Origin of the sequence: Methylobacterium sp. EM32, from assembly GCF_040593685.1 — a bacterium.
Classification (GTDB): Bacteria; Pseudomonadota; Alphaproteobacteria; order Rhizobiales; family Beijerinckiaceae; genus Methylobacterium.
Genome location: NZ_JBEXZS010000171.1, coordinates 1 through 15,778 on the forward strand (window position 1 = coordinate 1; position 15,778 = coordinate 15,778).

14 protein-coding genes and 3 tRNA genes are annotated in these 15,778 nt (G+C 68.7%); all 17 read left to right on the forward strand.

Translation table 11 applies throughout. The features are described from left to right. The first annotated feature begins 108 nt into the window (after nucleotides 1–108). The 17 genes from ABZT49_RS22145 (at nucleotide 109) to nuoL (ending at nucleotide 15,777) form a co-directional block, all read left to right on the forward strand. A tRNA-Asp gene (locus ABZT49_RS22145) sits at nucleotides 109–185 on the forward strand. 44 nt (nucleotides 186–229) lie between these two features. Next, a tRNA-Asp gene (locus tag ABZT49_RS22150) sits at nucleotides 230–306 on the forward strand. A 55-nt stretch (nucleotides 307–361) separates the two neighbouring features. Then, nucleotides 362–438 (forward strand) — tRNA-Asp (locus ABZT49_RS22155). Nucleotides 439–583: 145 nt separating this feature from the next. Continuing rightward, nucleotides 584–2,251 (forward strand): cache domain-containing protein, encoded by a 1,668-nt coding sequence (locus ABZT49_RS22160; protein ID WP_355289009.1) that lies wholly within the window; start codon nucleotides 584–586, stop codon nucleotides 2,249–2,251. Between the two features lie 103 nt (nucleotides 2,252–2,354). Then, nucleotides 2,355–2,897, forward strand: a complete 543-nt coding sequence (locus tag ABZT49_RS22165; RefSeq protein WP_355289011.1) for a CAP domain-containing protein — start codon at nucleotides 2,355–2,357, stop codon at nucleotides 2,895–2,897. Nucleotides 2,898–3,202: 305 nt separating this feature from the next. Continuing rightward, on the forward strand, nucleotides 3,203–3,568 hold the full coding sequence (locus tag ABZT49_RS22170) for an NADH-quinone oxidoreductase subunit A (RefSeq protein ID WP_048453080.1): 366 nt from the start codon (nucleotides 3,203–3,205) through the stop codon (nucleotides 3,566–3,568). A gap of 49 nt (nucleotides 3,569–3,617) precedes the next feature. Then, nucleotides 3,618–4,199: an NADH-quinone oxidoreductase subunit B family protein gene (locus tag ABZT49_RS22175; protein ID WP_355289013.1), complete on the forward strand. Its 582-nt coding sequence runs from the start codon at nucleotides 3,618–3,620 to the stop codon at nucleotides 4,197–4,199. Nucleotides 4,200–4,207: 8 nt separating this feature from the next. After that, nucleotides 4,208–4,870: an NADH-quinone oxidoreductase subunit C gene (locus ABZT49_RS22180; RefSeq protein WP_355289015.1), complete on the forward strand. Its 663-nt coding sequence runs from the start codon at nucleotides 4,208–4,210 to the stop codon at nucleotides 4,868–4,870. A gap of 6 nt (nucleotides 4,871–4,876) precedes the next feature. Further along, nucleotides 4,877–6,067, forward strand: coding sequence for an NADH-quinone oxidoreductase subunit D (locus ABZT49_RS22185; protein WP_355289016.1), 1,191 nt, complete (start codon nucleotides 4,877–4,879; stop codon nucleotides 6,065–6,067). A 57-nt stretch (nucleotides 6,068–6,124) separates the two neighbouring features. Then, nucleotides 6,125–7,246, forward strand: coding sequence for an NADH-quinone oxidoreductase subunit NuoE (nuoE, locus tag ABZT49_RS22190; RefSeq protein WP_355289018.1), 1,122 nt, complete (start codon nucleotides 6,125–6,127; stop codon nucleotides 7,244–7,246). 49 nt (nucleotides 7,247–7,295) lie between these two features. Then, nucleotides 7,296–8,597 carry an NADH-quinone oxidoreductase subunit NuoF gene (gene nuoF / locus ABZT49_RS22195; protein WP_355289020.1) on the forward strand — a complete coding sequence of 434 codons (1,302 nt, stop codon included), beginning with the start codon at nucleotides 7,296–7,298 and terminating at the stop codon, nucleotides 8,595–8,597. Between the two features lie 99 nt (nucleotides 8,598–8,696). Further along, entirely contained in the window at nucleotides 8,697–10,778 is a 2,082-nt protein-coding gene (gene nuoG, locus ABZT49_RS22200) for an NADH-quinone oxidoreductase subunit NuoG (RefSeq protein ID WP_355289022.1), read from the forward strand. 13 nt (nucleotides 10,779–10,791) lie between these two features. Next, nucleotides 10,792–11,814, forward strand: coding sequence for an NADH-quinone oxidoreductase subunit NuoH (nuoH, locus tag ABZT49_RS22205; protein WP_109959551.1), 1,023 nt, complete (start codon nucleotides 10,792–10,794; stop codon nucleotides 11,812–11,814). Nucleotides 11,815–11,837: 23 nt separating this feature from the next. Beyond that, entirely contained in the window at nucleotides 11,838–12,326 is a 489-nt protein-coding gene (gene nuoI / locus ABZT49_RS22210) for an NADH-quinone oxidoreductase subunit NuoI (RefSeq protein ID WP_048447551.1), read from the forward strand. Between the two features lie 190 nt (nucleotides 12,327–12,516). Next, nucleotides 12,517–13,137 (forward strand): NADH-quinone oxidoreductase subunit J, encoded by a 621-nt coding sequence (locus ABZT49_RS22215; protein ID WP_355289025.1) that lies wholly within the window; start codon nucleotides 12,517–12,519, stop codon nucleotides 13,135–13,137. Between the two features lie 123 nt (nucleotides 13,138–13,260). Continuing rightward, nucleotides 13,261–13,566, forward strand: coding sequence for an NADH-quinone oxidoreductase subunit NuoK (gene nuoK / locus ABZT49_RS22220; RefSeq protein WP_048425446.1), 306 nt, complete (start codon nucleotides 13,261–13,263; stop codon nucleotides 13,564–13,566). 81 nt (nucleotides 13,567–13,647) lie between these two features. Beyond that, complete coding sequence (gene nuoL / locus ABZT49_RS22225) at nucleotides 13,648–15,777, forward strand: NADH-quinone oxidoreductase subunit L (RefSeq protein WP_355289027.1); 2,130 nt, start codon at nucleotides 13,648–13,650, stop codon at nucleotides 15,775–15,777. The last annotated feature ends 1 nt before the right edge of the window (nucleotide 15,778 follow it).

Sequence of the window (15,778 nt, forward strand, 5' to 3'; positions counted from 1 at the left end):
CCCGGCCTCCACCCCCGCCCACCCCCTCCCGACTTTCTTGAGCCGGCGGCTTGACAGGGTAGGGGGCTCCCCATACACCGCGGCCATCGCAGCACTGCGAGACGCCGGGCGGACGTAGCTCAGTCGGTTAGAGTGCCGGCCTGTCACGCCGGAGGTCGCGGGTTCGAGCCCCGTCGTCCGCGCCACTTCCTTCATCGGAAAGGCGTTTCTGTAGTGCATAGCGCCCTGTGCGGACGTAGCTCAGTCGGTTAGAGTGCCGGCCTGTCACGCCGGAGGTCGCGGGTTCGAGCCCCGTCGTCCGCGCCACTTCCTCTCCGGAGGAGGGCAGCCCAAAGCTGCAGGGTTCATGCGAGCGCGCCGCGCGGGCGTAGCTCAGTTGGTTAGAGTGCCGGCCTGTCACGCCGGAGGTCGCGGGTTCGAGCCCCGTCGCCCGCGCCACTCACCGCAGCCTTCTTCGATCTACTAGGCGAAAGTGTCGGCGTAAGAGCCTGACGCTAAGGCAGCATCAAGCATCTCTGGCCTAACGTCTCATCGAACGAGGCGGGGATCGGTGATGACTTGGTCTGGGGTATCTTGGTCGAACATGAGCGTGAGCCGGAAGTTCGCCGTGATGATGGCGGCGGCGGTGATCGGCTTCTCCGCCGTGGTGGCCTACGCCCTCCGGGCCAACCATGACAGCCTGCTCGCCGAGCGGGTCGCCAAGATGCGCGCGCTGTCCGACCTGGCGCTCGCCGCCGCCACGAGCCTGGAGGCGCAGGTCGCCGCCGGCACGATGAGCCGCGACGCCGCCCTGGCGGCGTTCCGCGCCCGCGCCAACGACATGCGCTACGAGGGTGACAACTACATCGCGGTCTACGACTTCTCGGGTACCGCCCTGGTGATCCCGCCCAAGCCCGAATGGGTCGGCAAGGACATGAGCGGCCTGAAGGACGCGAGCGGCATGCTTCTCGTCAAGGCGATCACCGACATCGCCCGGTCAGGCACGCCCGGCACCCTCCGTTACGCCTTCCAGCGCCCAGGCGGCACCGCCCACGTTCCGAAGCTGAGCTACATCCAGGGCTTCGCTCCCTGGAAGGTCTCGGTCTTCACCGGCGTCTACATCGACGACATCGACGCCGCGTTCTGGCAGCAAGCTTTATGGCTGTGCGCCATCGCGGGCGCGGCTCTGGTCGGTGTCGGCGTATTCGGCGTGCTCGGCTGGCGCTCCATCGTCGGCGGCCTCGAAGGCCTGACCGGGGCCACCGCGGCGCTCGCGCAAGGCCGCTACGGCCTCGCGGTGCCGGGCACCGGGCGGCGCGACGAGATCGGCGGCATCGCCCGCGCCATCGACGGCTTCCGGCTGGTGCTGATGGAGCGCGAGACGCTGGCGGCGGAGCGCGATGCCAGCGAAGCGCAGGCCCGCCGCGCCGCGCAAGTCAGCCAGGAGGTGCGGATCTTCGAGAGCAAGGTGGCGGAGGTGCTGGCACAGGTCGACGCCGCCGCCCGGGACCTCGACGCGACGGCGCGGGCGATGTCCGGCACCGCCGCCGAGGCCGCCGGACGGGCCGGCACGGCGGCCAGTTCGGCGGCGGACGCGTCCCGCGAGGCCGGCGGGTTGGCGGAGGCCGCCGACGGGCTCGGGCGCTCGGTCGCGGCGGTCGGCGCGGACGTGCGCGAGGCGGCCGCGATGGCGCGGGACGCGGTGACCGGGACCGACCGTACGGCGGCCGTCATGCAGAGCCTCAGCGAGGCCGCCGCCCGCATCGGCGACGTGGTCTCGGTGATCGCCGGCGTCGCCGCGCAGACGAACCTGCTGGCGCTCAACGCCACGATCGAGGCGGCCCGGGCCGGGGAGGCGGGCCGCGGCTTCGCGGTGGTCGCGGCGGAGGTCAAGCAGCTCGCCGGCCAGACCGACCGAGCAACGCAGAAGATCGCCGCCCAGGTCGCGGCGATCCAGGACACGACCCGACAGGCGGCGAGCGCGATGGGCGAGGTCGCAGCCCAGGCCCGCGCCATCAGCGGCGTCTCGGCCCGGGTCGCCACGGCGGTCGAGGCGCAGGTTGGCGCCACGCAGGCGATCGTGTCGGGCGTGGCGCAGGCCGCCTCCGGCACCGCCCTGGTGAGCGGCTCCGTCGAGGGGCTCGCCCTCGATGCCGAGGCCACCGGCGAGGCCAGCCGGCAGGTGCTCACCGCCGCCGACACCGTCGCGCGGCAATCGGCCAGCCTCGGTGCCGAGGTGAACCGCTTCCTCGCCACCCTGCGGGCGGCCTGAGTCCCGATCGCCTTAGCGGACGTGCGCCGCCCCGAAAATCTCCACAATCGCCCGACAGGTGGCGCCCTCGCACGCCGCCGCGTGTCCAGGGCTTCGAAAGACGATGTCGCATCCGTTCCGCTCGACGGTTCCCGCTTCCCCCCACGCGGGGGCGACGCGGCGCGGCCTCGTCACACTCGCACTCATCGGTTCGGCGCTGGCGCTCGCCGGCTGCAGCGGCTCGGCGATCCTTCCCGCGCCCGACCTGCCGACCACGCCGGTGATCCTCGACGAGGCCGCGGCGGCGGCGGCGATCTCGCGCTACCGGGCGAGCCACGGCCTCGGGCCGGTGGTAATCGATTCCTCGCTGATCCGTGCCGCCTCCTACCAGGCCGAGGCCAATGCCCGGGCCGGCCAGCTCTCGCACGAGGTCGGCGGCACCTTCGACGCACGGCTCAAGCGCGCCGGGTTCGGCGGCCGCTACGCCGCCGAGAACCTGAGCGCGGGCTCCGCCACCTTCGACGACGTGCTGAAGCGCTGGCAGGTCTCGCCGGAGCACAATCGCAACATGCTGATGCCGCAGGTCCGGCGCGTCGGCATCGCCCGGGTGGACGCCCCCGGCAGCCGCTACAAGCGGTTCTGGGCGCTGATCCTGTCCGACGGCTGACAAGCGCTGCCGCAACGCGGAATCGGGCCGAAACGCACAAAACACCCCGGAAGGGCAGGGCCCTGCGACGATCCTCCCCGCCCATCGGACTCTTCCGGGCGTTGTGCGCAGGGCATGGGCCCCTATCTTGCGTGCAGACGTTCGCGGTTTGTGCGGTGCGAACGCCCCTTGTTTCGCAATACCCGCTCGTTTAAGCCTCGCGCACCTTCCGGGCTTTGGAACCGTTCCGAGAACGGCCCCGGCGGCCGGGTTCCACCCGGGCACGCGCTCACCCAAGGCCTCGCGCCAACCCTTGAGGATGCTCGATGAACGGCCTCCTGTCGGATTACCTGCCGCTGGTGATCTTCATCGGCGTCTCTCTCTTCATCGCGGCGGCGCTCCTCGTGGCCCCGTTCCTGGTGGCATATAACAGCCCGGACCCGGAGAAGCTCTCGGCCTACGAGTGCGGGTTCAACGCCTTCGACGACGCGCGCATGAAGTTCGACGTGCGGTTCTACCTCGTCGCCATCCTGTTCATCATCTTCGACCTCGAAGTGGCCTTCCTGTTCCCTTGGGCGATCACGTTCGGGGATCTCGGCTGGTTCGGCTTCTGGTCGATGATGCTCTTCCTCGGCGTGCTCACCGTCGGCTTCGTCTACGAGTGGCGCAAGGGCGCCCTCGAGTGGGACTAGCAGACTGACGCGTAGAGCCGCCCCCGAGACGTAGGAACCGGACCCCACCATGGCCCTCACCACCGTCCGCGCCCCCGCGATCGCGCCGCAGCCGAAGGGTATCCTCGACCCGGCGACCGGCAAGCCGATCGGCGCCAACGACCCGACCTTCCTGACGATCAGCGACGAGCTCGCCGATCGCGGCTTCCTGCTCACCACCGCCGACGACCTCATCACCTGGGCCCGCACCGGCTCGCTGATGTGGATGACCTTCGGGTTGGCCTGCTGCGCCGTCGAGATGATGCAGATGTCGATGCCGCGCTACGATTGCGAGCGCTTCGGCTTCGCGCCGCGCGGCTCGCCGCGCCAGTCCGACGTGATGATCGTCGCCGGCACGCTGACCAACAAGATGGCGCCCGCGCTCCGCAAGGTCTACGACCAGATGCCGGAGCCGCGCTACGTCATCTCGATGGGCTCCTGCGCCAACGGCGGCGGCTACTACCACTACTCCTACTCGGTGGTGCGCGGCTGCGACCGGGTGGTGCCGGTCGACATCTACGTCCCGGGCTGCCCGCCGACCGCCGAGGCCCTGCTCTACGGCGTGCTGCTGCTACAGAAGAAGATCCGCCGCACCGGCACGATCGAGCGCTGAGGCTGGCCATGAGCAACGGCATCACCATCCGCGCCCACACCCAGAGCGAGCAGGGCGAAGACGCCCTCGCGCGCCTCTCCGATACTCTCGCCGAGACGCTCGGCGCCGCGATCACCGACCGGGCGATTGCCTTCGGCGAGCTGACGCTCGTCGTCGAGGGCTCCGAGATCCTGCGGGTGCTGACCCACCTGCGCGACGATCCGGCCTGCGCCTTCTCGACCTTCATCGACATCTGCGGCGCCGACTACCCGGCCAGGGCGAAGCGCTTCGACGTCGTCTACCACCTGCTCTCGATGCGCCATAACCGGCGCATCCGCGTGAAGGTGCAGACCGACGAGCGCACTCCGGTCCCGTCCGCAATTCCCGTCTTCCCGGCGGCGAACTGGTTCGAGCGCGAGACCTACGACCTCTACGGCATCCTGTTCTCGGGCCATCCGGACCTGCGCCGTCTGCTCACCGATTACGGCTTCGAGGGCCATCCCCTCCGCAAGGACTTCCCGCTCACCGGCTTCGTCGAGGTCCGCTACGACCAGGACGAGGCCCGGGTGGTCTACGAGCCCGTGCGACTGACGCAGGAATTCCGCAACTTCGACTTCCTGTCCCCCTGGGAGGGCACCGACTACGTGCTCCCGGGCGACGAGAAGGCCGACAAGGCACCGGCGAAAGGCTGAGCCGACATGGGCGAGCACAGCATCCGCAACTTCTCGATCAATTTCGGCCCGCAGCACCCGGCGGCGCACGGCGTGCTGCGCCTCGTGCTGGAGCTCGACGGCGAGGTGGTCGAGCGTGTCGACCCGCATATCGGCTTGCTCCATCGGGGCACCGAGAAGCTGATCGAGGTCAAGACTTACCTCCAGGCGACGCCCTATTTCGACCGGCTCGACTACGTCGCGCCGATGAACCAGGAGCACGCCTTCTGCCTCGGCATCGAGCGCCTGCTCGGCATCGAGGTGCCGCGCCGCGCCAAGCTGATCCGCACGCTCTATTGCGAGATCGGCCGGCTCTTGTCGCACCTTCTCAACGTCACCACGCAGGCGATGGACGTCGGCGCCCTCACGCCCCCGCTCTGGGGCTTCGAGGAGCGCGAGAAGCTGATGATCTTCTACGAGCGCGCCTCCGGTGCGCGCCTCCACGCCAACTACTTCCGGCCGGGCGGCGTCCACCAGGACCTGCCGCCGAGCCTGATCGACGACATCGAGGCATTCTGCGAGACCTTCCCGCAGGTAGTCGACGACCTCGACAACCTCGTCATGGCCAACCGCATCTTCAAGCAGCGCAACGTCGATATCGGCATCGTCACCGTCGAGGAGGCGCTCGCCTGGGGCTTCTCGGGCGTGATGGTGCGCGGCTCCGGCATCCCGTGGGACCTGCGCAAGTCGCAGCCCTACGAGGCCTACGACGAGATGGACTTCGACATCCCCGTGGGGAAGAACGGCGACACCTACGATCGCCAGGTCATCCGCATGGAGGAGATGCGCCAGTCGGTGCGCATCATGAAGCAGTGCATCGCCAAGCTGCGCGAGCCGGCCGGCCAGGGGCCGATCGCGACGCAGGACGGCAAGGTGGCGCCGCCGCCGCGGCGCGAGATGAAGCGCTCGATGGAAGCGCTCATCCACCACTTCAAGCTCTACACCGAGGGTTTTCACGTGCCGGCCGGCGAGGTCTACGCCGCGGTCGAGGCGCCCAAGGGCGAGTTCGGCGTCTACCTCGTCGCCGACGGCACCAACAAGCCGTACCGCTGCAAGATCCGCGCTCCGGGCTTCGCCCACCTCCAGGCAATGGACTGGATGTGCCGCGGCCACATGCTGGCGGACGTGTCGTGCATCCTCGGCACGCTCGACATCGTGTTCGGCGAGGTCGACCGGTAGGGGACTCGCGCCCCCGCCCGCCCCCGCCGGAGACGTATGAACATGGACGTTTGAGACATGGCCAACCGCAGACTTGCCCCGGTTTCCGAGCAGCCCGAGAGCTTCGCGTTCACGGCTGAGAACGCCGAATGGGCCAAGGGGCAGATCGCCAAGTACCCGAAGGGGCGTCAGGCCTCGGCCGTGATCCCGCTCCTGTGGAAGGCGCAGGAGCAGAATGGCGGCTGGCTGCCGCAGAAGGCGATCGAGGCGGTGGCCGACCAGCTCGGCATGCCGCATATCCGGGTGCTGGAGGTCGCGACCTTCTACACCATGTTCGCCCTCGAGCCGGTCGGCCGCTACTGGATCCAGGTCTGCGGCACGGCTCCTTGCGACGTCTGCGGCGCCCGCGAGCTGAAGCAGTACCTTCATGAGCGCCTCGGCCCCTCCGGCCATGTCAGCCCGGACGGCAACTTCTCCTGGCTTGAGGTCGAGTGCCTGGGTGCGTGCTGCAACGCCCCGATGGCGCAGATCAACCACGACTACTTCGAGGACCTAACGCCTGAGCTCCTCGGCAAGCTGATGGACGACCTCGCGGCGGGCCGCCCGGTCAAGGTCGGCTCGCAGATCGGCCGCACCTCGTCCGAGCCCAAGGACGCCGTCACGACCCTCAAGGACGAGACCCTGTTCGACGGCTCCCGCGTCGGCGCCTGGCGCAAGCGCTTCGAGGAACAGGGGCTGAAGGAGCAGGGCGCCGACACGACCGGCGAGAAGGCCCGCACGGACGCCTCGGCGGCGACGAACCCGAAAGCCGCCCGCCCCGATGCCGGCCGGCCGAACGAGAGCGCTGCGGCCGCCACCCCGGCCCAGCGTGCGGCCGACGGCAAGCCGGCCGTCGATCCGGAAGCCGGGAAGGGGCAGTCGGCTCCCGAGCGGACCACCGTCGCGGCACCGCGCACCGGGCCGGAATCTGTCGGCACGCCGCAGAGCGGCCGCTCCTACACCGAGACGCCCTCTAAGCCCGAGGAAGGCCGCCCCGTGGCCGGCGCCAAGGGCACCACGCCGGAGGCCGGCGCCGAGCCGGCGAACGCCGCGGGCAAGACCGACGGATCGCAGGCCAAGCCCGTCGGAATCACCAACGCGGACAAGGCGGCCGACAAGGGCCCACCCGGCCCCAAGGCCGACCCGGCGCCGAAGCAGTAATATTCGACTATGATGTCCCCTTTCACAGCAGGCCTGTAGGACGATCGCCATGCTCGCCGATCAGGATCGGATCTTCACCAACCTCTATGGTCTCCACTCCCCCGGTCTCGAGGCCGCGAAAAAACGCGGCGCGTGGGACGGCACCAAGTTCCTGCTCCAGCAGGGCCGGGACTGGATCATTGAGGAGATGAAGAAATCGGGCCTGCGCGGCCGCGGCGGCGCCGGCTTCCCCACCGGCCTGAAGTGGTCCTTCATGCCGAAGAAGTCCGACGGGCGGCCGCACTACCTAGTGGTCAACGCCGACGAGTCGGAGCCCGGCACCTGCAAGGACCGGGAGATCATGCGGCACGACCCGCATCTCCTGATCGAGGGCTGCATGCTGGCGTGCTTCGCCATGGGCGCGCATGCCTGCTACATCTACATCCGCGGCGAGTACGTCGCCGAGAAGCACGCCCTCCAGCGCGCGGTGGACGAGGCCTACGAAGCCCGCCTGGTCGGGCAGAGCAACATCCACGACTACCCCTTCGACATCTACGTCCACCACGGCGCCGGTGCCTATATCTGCGGCGAGGAGACGGCGCTGATCGAGAGCCTGGAAGGCAAGAAGGGGATGCCGCGGCTCAAGCCGCCGTTCCCGGCCAATATGGGCCTCTACGGCTGCCCGACTACGGTGAACAACGTCGAGTCGATCGCGGTAGCGGGCACGATCCTGCGCCGCGGCGGCGCATGGTTCGCCGGCCTCGGCCGGCCGGGCAACACCGGCACCAAGCTGTTCTGCATCTCGGGCCACGTCAACAAGCCGTGCAACGTCGAGGAAGAGCTCGGCATCACCTTCCGCGAGCTGATTGACCGGCATTGCGGCGGCATGCGCGGCGGCTGGGACAACCTGCTCTGCTCGATCCCCGGCGGCTCGTCGGTGCCCCTGGTACCGGCGGCCGAGATCATCGACGCGCCGATGGACTTCGACACGCTGAAGAACCTGAAGTCGGGCCTCGGCACCGCCGCCGTGATGGTGTTCGACAAGTCGACCGACATGGTCGCGACGATCGCCCGCATCGCCTACTTCTACAAGCACGAGTCCTGCGGCCAGTGCACACCGTGCCGCGAGGGCACCGGCTGGATGTGGCGCGTGATGCTGCGCATGGCGGAAGGCCGGGCGCAGAAGCGCGAGATCGACATGCTGCTCGACGTGACGAAGCAGATCGAGGGCCACACCATCTGCGCGCTGGGCGACGCCGCGGCCTGGCCGATCCAGGGCCTGATCCGGCACTTCCGCCCCGAGATCGAGAAGCGCATCGACCGCTACACTGCCAACCCGCACCCGACCCCGGTGCCGATGGCGGCGGAGTGAAGCGGTGCCGCGTCTCACCCGTCATGACCTGCCTTCCCGGTTCGCCGGCCCGGCGCGCGGAGACGCGCGCCCCGCGGACCTCGCCCGAGAGTTGACCGCATGACCAAGATCCTCGTCGACGGCATCGAGGTCGATGTCCCGCCGGACTACACCCTGCTTCAGGCCTGCGAGGTCGCGGGTGCCGAGATCCCGCGCTTCTGCTTCCACGAGCGGCTGTCGATCGCCGGCAATTGCCGCATGTGCCTGGTCGAGCTGAAGGGCGCGCCGAAGCCCGTCGCCTCCTGCGCCTGGGCTGTGCGCGACTGCCGTCCGGGCCCGAACGGCGAGCCGCCGGCGGTATCGACGAAGTCGGCCCTGACCAAGAAGGCCCGCGAGGGGGTGATGGAGTTCCTCCTCATCAACCACCCGCTCGATTGCCCGATCTGCGACCAGGGCGGCCATTGCGACCTGCAAGATCAGGCGATGGCCTATGGCGTCGACTCGACCCGCTACGGCGAGAACAAGCGCGCCGTCGAGGAGAAGTATATCGGCCCGCTGGTGCGGACCGCGATGAACCGCTGCATCCACTGCACCCGCTGCGTCCGCTTCCTGGCGGAAGTGGCCGGCGTGCCGGATCTTGGTGCCATCGGCCGCGGCGAGGACATGGAGATCACCTCCTACCTCGAGCGCGCGATGGAATCGGAGCTGCAAGGCAACGTCGCCGACCTGTGCCCGGTCGGCGCGCTGGTCCACAAGCCGCAATCCTACAACGTCCGCCCCTGGGAGCTGAACAAGACCGAGTCTGTCGACGTGATGGACGCGGTCGGCTCGGCGATCCGCGTTGACACCCGCGGCCGCGAGGTGATGCAGATCGAGCCGCGGGTGAACGAGGCGATCAACGAGGAGTGGATCTCCGACAAGACCCGCCACATCGTCGACGGCCTGCGCCTGCAGCGCCTCGACCGGCCGTACCTGCGCGAGAACGGCCGCCTGCGCCCGGCCTCCTGGGCCGAGGCCTTCGGGGCCATCGCGGCGAAGCTGAAGGGTGCCGACCCGAAGCGCGTCGGCGCGATCGTCGGTGACCTCGCCGGCGTCGAGGAGATTTTTGCCCTCAAGACCCTGATGGCGTCGCTCAAGGTCCAGAACCTCGATTGCCGCCAGGACGGGGCGATGATCGATCCGGCCTGGGGCCGGGCCGCCTACACCTTCGGGCCCGGCATCGCTGGCATCGAGCAGGCGGATGCGATCCTGATCGTCGGCGCCAACCCGCGCACCGAAGCCTCGCTGCTGAACGCCCGCATCCGCAAGCGCTGGCGGCTCTCGCCGATCCAGATCGGCGTGATCGGCGAGGATGTCGACCTCACCTATCCCCACACCTATGTGGGCGCCGGGCCCGAGACGCTGGCCGAGGTGTCGGCGGCCCGTCACAGCTTCGCGGAAGCCTTCAAGGCCGCCGAGCGGCCGCTGGTCATCGTCGGCCAGGGAGCGCTCGCCCGTCCGGACGGCGCAGCCCTGCTCGCCGCAGTCGCCAAGCTCGTTCAGAGCCTCGGTGCCAAGGCCGAGGGCTGGAACGGCCTCGGCGTGCTCCAGAACGCGGCCGCCCGCGTCGGCGCCCTCGATCTCGGCTTCGTGCCGGGGGAGGGCGGGCTGACCTTCGCCGAGATGACCAAGGCCGGCGCGCTCGACGTGCTGTTCAACCTCGGCGCCGACGAGGTCGAGGTCGGTCCGGGCGCCTTCGTGATCTACCAGGGCACCCACGGCGACAAGGGCGCCCACCGCGCCGACGTGATCCTGCCGGGCGCCGCTTATACCGAGAAGTCGGCGACCTACGTCAACCTTGAGGGAAGGGTGCAACTCGCCAACCGCGCCGCCTTCCCGCCGGGCGACGCCCGCGAGGACTGGGCGATCCTGCGCGCCCTGTCGGACCTGCTGGGCCACCGCCTGCCGTTCGACTCGCTCGGCGCCCTGCGCAAGGCGCTCTACGCCTCCCACCCGCACTTCGCCGGCATCGACCAAGTGGCGCCGGCCGATGGTGCGGCCGCACTGACGACGCTCGCCGGCCTCTCGGGCGAGCCCGGCCGTGAGCCGTTCCGGGCCGCGATCGCCGATTTCTATCTGACCAACCCGATCGCCCGCGCCTCGCGGGTGCTCGCCGAGTGCTCGGGTCTCGCCCGCGGGCGAGCCCTCGAAGCGGCCGAATGAGGAGCGCCGACCGATGACCGTCTGGGAGGTGCTGGGCACCGTCCTCCTCGTTGCGCTGAAGAGCGTCGTGCTGCTCGTGGCACTGCTCGTTTTCATCGCCTACGCGCTGCTCGCCGACCGGAAGATCTGGGCGGCCGTGCAGCTGCGCCGCGGCCCGAACGTGGTCGGGCCCTGGGGCCTGTTCCAATCCTTCGCCGACCTGCTGAAGTTCGTGCTGAAGGAGCCGGTGATCCCGGCGGGCGCCAACAAGAGCCTGTTTCTCCTGGCGCCGCTGATCTTCGCCACCCTGGCGCTGGCCGCCTGGGCGGTGATCCCGCTCGCCGACGGTTGGGCCATCGCCGACATCAATGTCGGCATGACCTACATCTTCGCGATCTCGTCGCTCGGCGTCTACGGCGTCATCATGGGCGGCTGGGCCTCGAACTCCAAGTACGCCTTCCTCGGCGCGCTGCGCTCGGCGGCCCAGATGGTGTCCTACGAGGTCTCGCTCGGCTTCGTGATCATCACGGTCCTAATGTGCGCCGGCTCGCTCAACCTGTCGCAGATCGTGCGGGCGCAGGACACCTCGCTCGGCATCCTCGGCTGGTACTGGCTCTGGCTGTTCCCGATGTTCGTGGTGTTCTTCATCTCGGCGCTCGCCGAGACGAACCGCCCGCCCTTCGACCTGCCCGAGGCCGAGTCCGAGCTCGTCGCCGGCTACATGGTGGAGTACTCCTCCACCCCGTACCTACTGTTCATGCTCGGCGAGTACGTCGCCATCGTCACGATGTGCGCGCTCGGCACGATCCTGTTCCTCGGCGGCTGGCTCTCGCCGATCCCGTTCGCGCCCTTCACCTGGGTGCCGGGCCTGATCTGGTTCGCCCTCAAGGCCAGCTTCCTGTTCTTCATGATCGCCATGGTGAAGGCCATGGTGCCGCGCTACCGCTACGACCAGCTCATGCGGCTGGGCTGGAAGGTCTTCCTTCCGCTCTCGCTCGTCATGGTCTTCGTCGTCGCCTTCGTCCTGAAGCTGACCGGCCTCGCGCCGGTCTCCTGACCCCAACCGTCGGAGAACGAGCCATGAAGCTCGACCAGGTCGCCCGCGGCCTGCTGTTGAAGGAGTTCGTCACCGGGTTCGCCCTGGCGATGCGCTACTTCTTCAAGCCCAAGGCGACGATCAACTACCCCTTCGAGATGGGCCATCGCGGCCCGCGCTTCCGCGGCGAGCACGCCCTGCGGCGCTACCCCAACGGGGAAGAGCGCTGCATCGCCTGCAAGCTGTGCGAGGCGGTGTGCCCGGCCCAGGCCATCACCATCGAGGCCGGCCCGCGCCGCAACGACGGAACGCGGCGCACCACCCGCTACGACATCGACATGGTGAAGTGCATCTATTGCGGCATGTGCCAGGAGGCCTGCCCGGTGGACGCCATCGTCGAGGGGCCGAATTTCGAGTTCTCGGTGGAGACCCGCGAGGAACTCCTCTACGACAAGGCCAAGCTGCTCGCGAACGGCGACCGCTGGGAGCGCGAGATCGCCCGCAACATCGCGGCCGACGCACCCTACCGCTGAGATCGATCGGGGGAGGGCGGTTCGTCCTCCCGTGACCCGCGAGCGGGGAGGGCGCTGATCCTCCCCACATCGATGCCACATTCGCCGCTCCCCCGGTTGTGCGCCGCGGGAGCGGGTTCTATAGACGGGCCGCCGGAATGCTCCCGGGGGTCGGGCAGGAGGCCGCCGCCAGGCGGCGTGAATTCAGCGCATGACCGCAGCCGCCGCCTTCTTCTATCTGTTCGCCGCGATCACCGTTGCCTCGGGCTTCATGGTGATCGCCTCGCGCAATCCCGTCACCTCGGTGCTCTTCCTCATCCTCGCCTTCGTGAACGCCGCCGGGCTGTTCGTGCTGATGGGGGCGGAGTTCCTGGCCATGATCCTGGTCGTGGTCTATGTCGGCGCCGTCGCGGTGCTGTTCCTGTTCGTGGTGATGATGCTCGACGTCGATTTCGCCGAGCTGCGCCAGGGCTTCCAGGACTACCTGCCGGTCGGCGGCCTGATCGGCGCCATCTTCCTGATCGAGCTGCTCCTCGTCGTCGGATCCTGGACGATCGATCCGGGCCTCGTCCACGGCCCGCTGGCGGTGACGCCCGGAACCGAGACGATCACCAACACGCAGGCGCTGGGTCTCGTTCTCTACACCAACTACTTCTTCTTCTTCCAGGTCGCCGGGTTGATCCTGCTGGTCGCGATGATCGGCGCGATCGTGTTGACCCTGCGCGACCGGCCGGGCGTCAAGCGCCAGGACATCGCGATCCAGAACGCCCGCACCCAGGCCGACGCCGTCGAGGTGCGCCAAGTCCCGACCAGGCAGGGTGTCGAGGTCTGACCGGACGATCGGTCGAAACGAGTTCATGCGGGGCTGAACCAGCCTCGCGAGGCTGATGACACGAGCGGCGGGGCGGATCACGCCTCGCGACACGAAGGCGGCCGCCCGCGGTCGAGAGGCACGATGATCGGTTTGAGCCATTACCTGACGGTCGCCGCGATCCTGTTCACCCTCGGGGTGCTCGGCATCTTCATCAACCGCAAGAACATCATCGTCATCCTGATGTCGGTCGAGCTCATCCTGCTCGCCGTGAACATCAACCTGGTGGCGTTCTCGACCCATCTCGGCGACATCGTCGGCCAGGTCTTCGCCCTGTTCGTGCTGACCGTCGCCGCCGCGGAGGCCGCGATCGGCCTCGCCATCCTGGTGGTGTTCTTCCGCAACCGCGGTTCGATCGCCGTCGAGGACGTCAACATGATGAAGGGCTGACGCGGCCCTCGAGCCCTCACGCCCTTTCCCTGAAGAACCAGCGCCGCAGCGGCACCCGTCACGCGAGGCCGGACCCCGAGCATGTACCACGCGATCGTCTTCCTGCCCCTGATCGGCTTCCTCATCGCCGGTCTGTTCGGGCGCCGCATCGGCCCGCGGGCCAGCGAGGTGGTGACCACCGGCATCCTCATCTTCGTGGCGCTGCTCTCCTGGGTCGCCTTCTTCGAGGTAACCGGCGGGCACGGCCACGGCGCCACCAAGCACCACGTCGCGACCTGGTTCACCGCCGGCGGCCTGACGGTCGACTGGGCCTTCCGGGCCGACACGCTCACCGCGGTGATGCTGGTCGTGGTCAACAGCGTCTCGGCGCTCGTGCACCTCTACTCGATGGGCTACATGCACGAGGACCCGCACCGGCCGCGGTTCTTCGCGTACCTGTCGCTCTTCACCTTCGCCATGCTGATGCTGGTGACATCTGACAACCTCGTCCAGATGTTCTTCGGCTGGGAGGGTGTCGGCCTCGCCTCCTACCTGCTGATCGGCTTCTGGTACGAGAAGCCCTCGGCCAACGCCGCGGCGATGAAGGCATTCATCGTCAACCGCGTCGGCGATTTCGGCTTCTCGCTCGGCATCTTCCTCTGCTTCGTGCTGTTCGGTGCGGTGACCTACGACGGCGTCTTCGCCAAGGTGCCCGAGGTGAAGGACGCGACGTTCCACCTGCTCGGCTACGACTGGAACGCGCTGACCATCTGCTGCCTGCTGCTGTTCATGGGCGCGATGGGCAAGTCGGCGCAGTTCCTGCTGCACACCTGGCTGCCGGACGCGATGGAGGGCCCGACCCCGGTCTCGGCGCTGATCCACGCCGCCACCATGGTGACCGCCGGCGTGTTCATGGTCGCCCGCCTGTCGCCGCTCTTCGACGCGGCGCCCAACGCCCTCATCGTCGTCACGGTGATCGGCGGCATCACGGCCTTTTTCGCCGCCACCGTCGGCCTCGTCCAGAACGACATCAAGCGCGTCATCGCCTACTCGACCTGCTCGCAGCTTGGCTACATGTTCGTCGCGCTCGGCGTCGGCGCCTACGCGGCGGGTGTGTTCCACCTCTTCACCCACGCCTTCTTCAAGGCGCTGCTGTTCCTCGGCGCCGGTTCAGTCATCCACGCGATGCACCACGAGCAGGACATGCGGAACATGGGTGCACTGCGGCGCTACATCCCCTTCACCACCGCCATGATGGCGATCGGGACGCTCGCGCTGATCGGCTTCCCGTTCACTGCCGGCTTCTACTCGAAGGACGCCATCATCGAGGCGGCATACATGTCGACCCGGCCGGGCCACACGCTGGCCTTCCTTGCGACCGTCATCGCGGCCTTCTTCACCTCGTTCTATTCCTGGCGCCTCTTCTTCATGACCTTCGAGGGTCAGGCCCGCTGGCAGAACGCGCATGCCCATGGGCATGACGACCACCACGCCGACGCGCATGCCGCCCACCATCCGGCGGTGGCGCATCCCGCGGCCCAGGCCGACGGCGCGCCCGGCCACCACGAGGGCGTCGCCCACGACGACAAGGGCCACGACATCGAGCCGGCCTCGCACTCCGCGATCGAGCACCACGACGACCACCATGCCCATACCCCGCACGAGAGCCCGCGGGTGATGACGATCCCGCTGGCGATCCTGGCGCTCGGCGCGCTCTTCGCCGGCCTGGTGTTCAAGAACCGGTTCATCGGCGAGGGCATGGACGAGTTCTGGAAGGGCGCGCTGGCGCACGGCCCCGACAACCACATCATGCACGACATCCACAACGCGCCGGGCTGGGTGCAGAACTCGCCCTTCGTAATGCTGGTCTTAGGGTTCCTCCTCGCCTTCTGGATGTATATCCGCCGGCCGGAGCTGCCGAACCAGCTCGCCCAGAGCCAGCCGCTGCTGTACCGCTTCCTGCTCAACAAGTGGTACTTCGACGAGATCTACGACCGGCTCTTCGTGCGCCCGGCCAAGGGCTTCGGCGAGTTCCTGTGGAAGGTCGGCGACGGCCGCATCATCGACGGGATGGGCCCGAACGGCATCGCCGCCCGCGTCGTCGACATCACCCGCGGCGTGGTCCGTTTCCAGACCGGCTACGTCTACCACTACGCCTTCGTGATGCTGGTCGGCGTCGCCGCCCTGGTGAGCTGGTACCTGATGACCGGCGTCTCCGCGGCCACCCACTGAC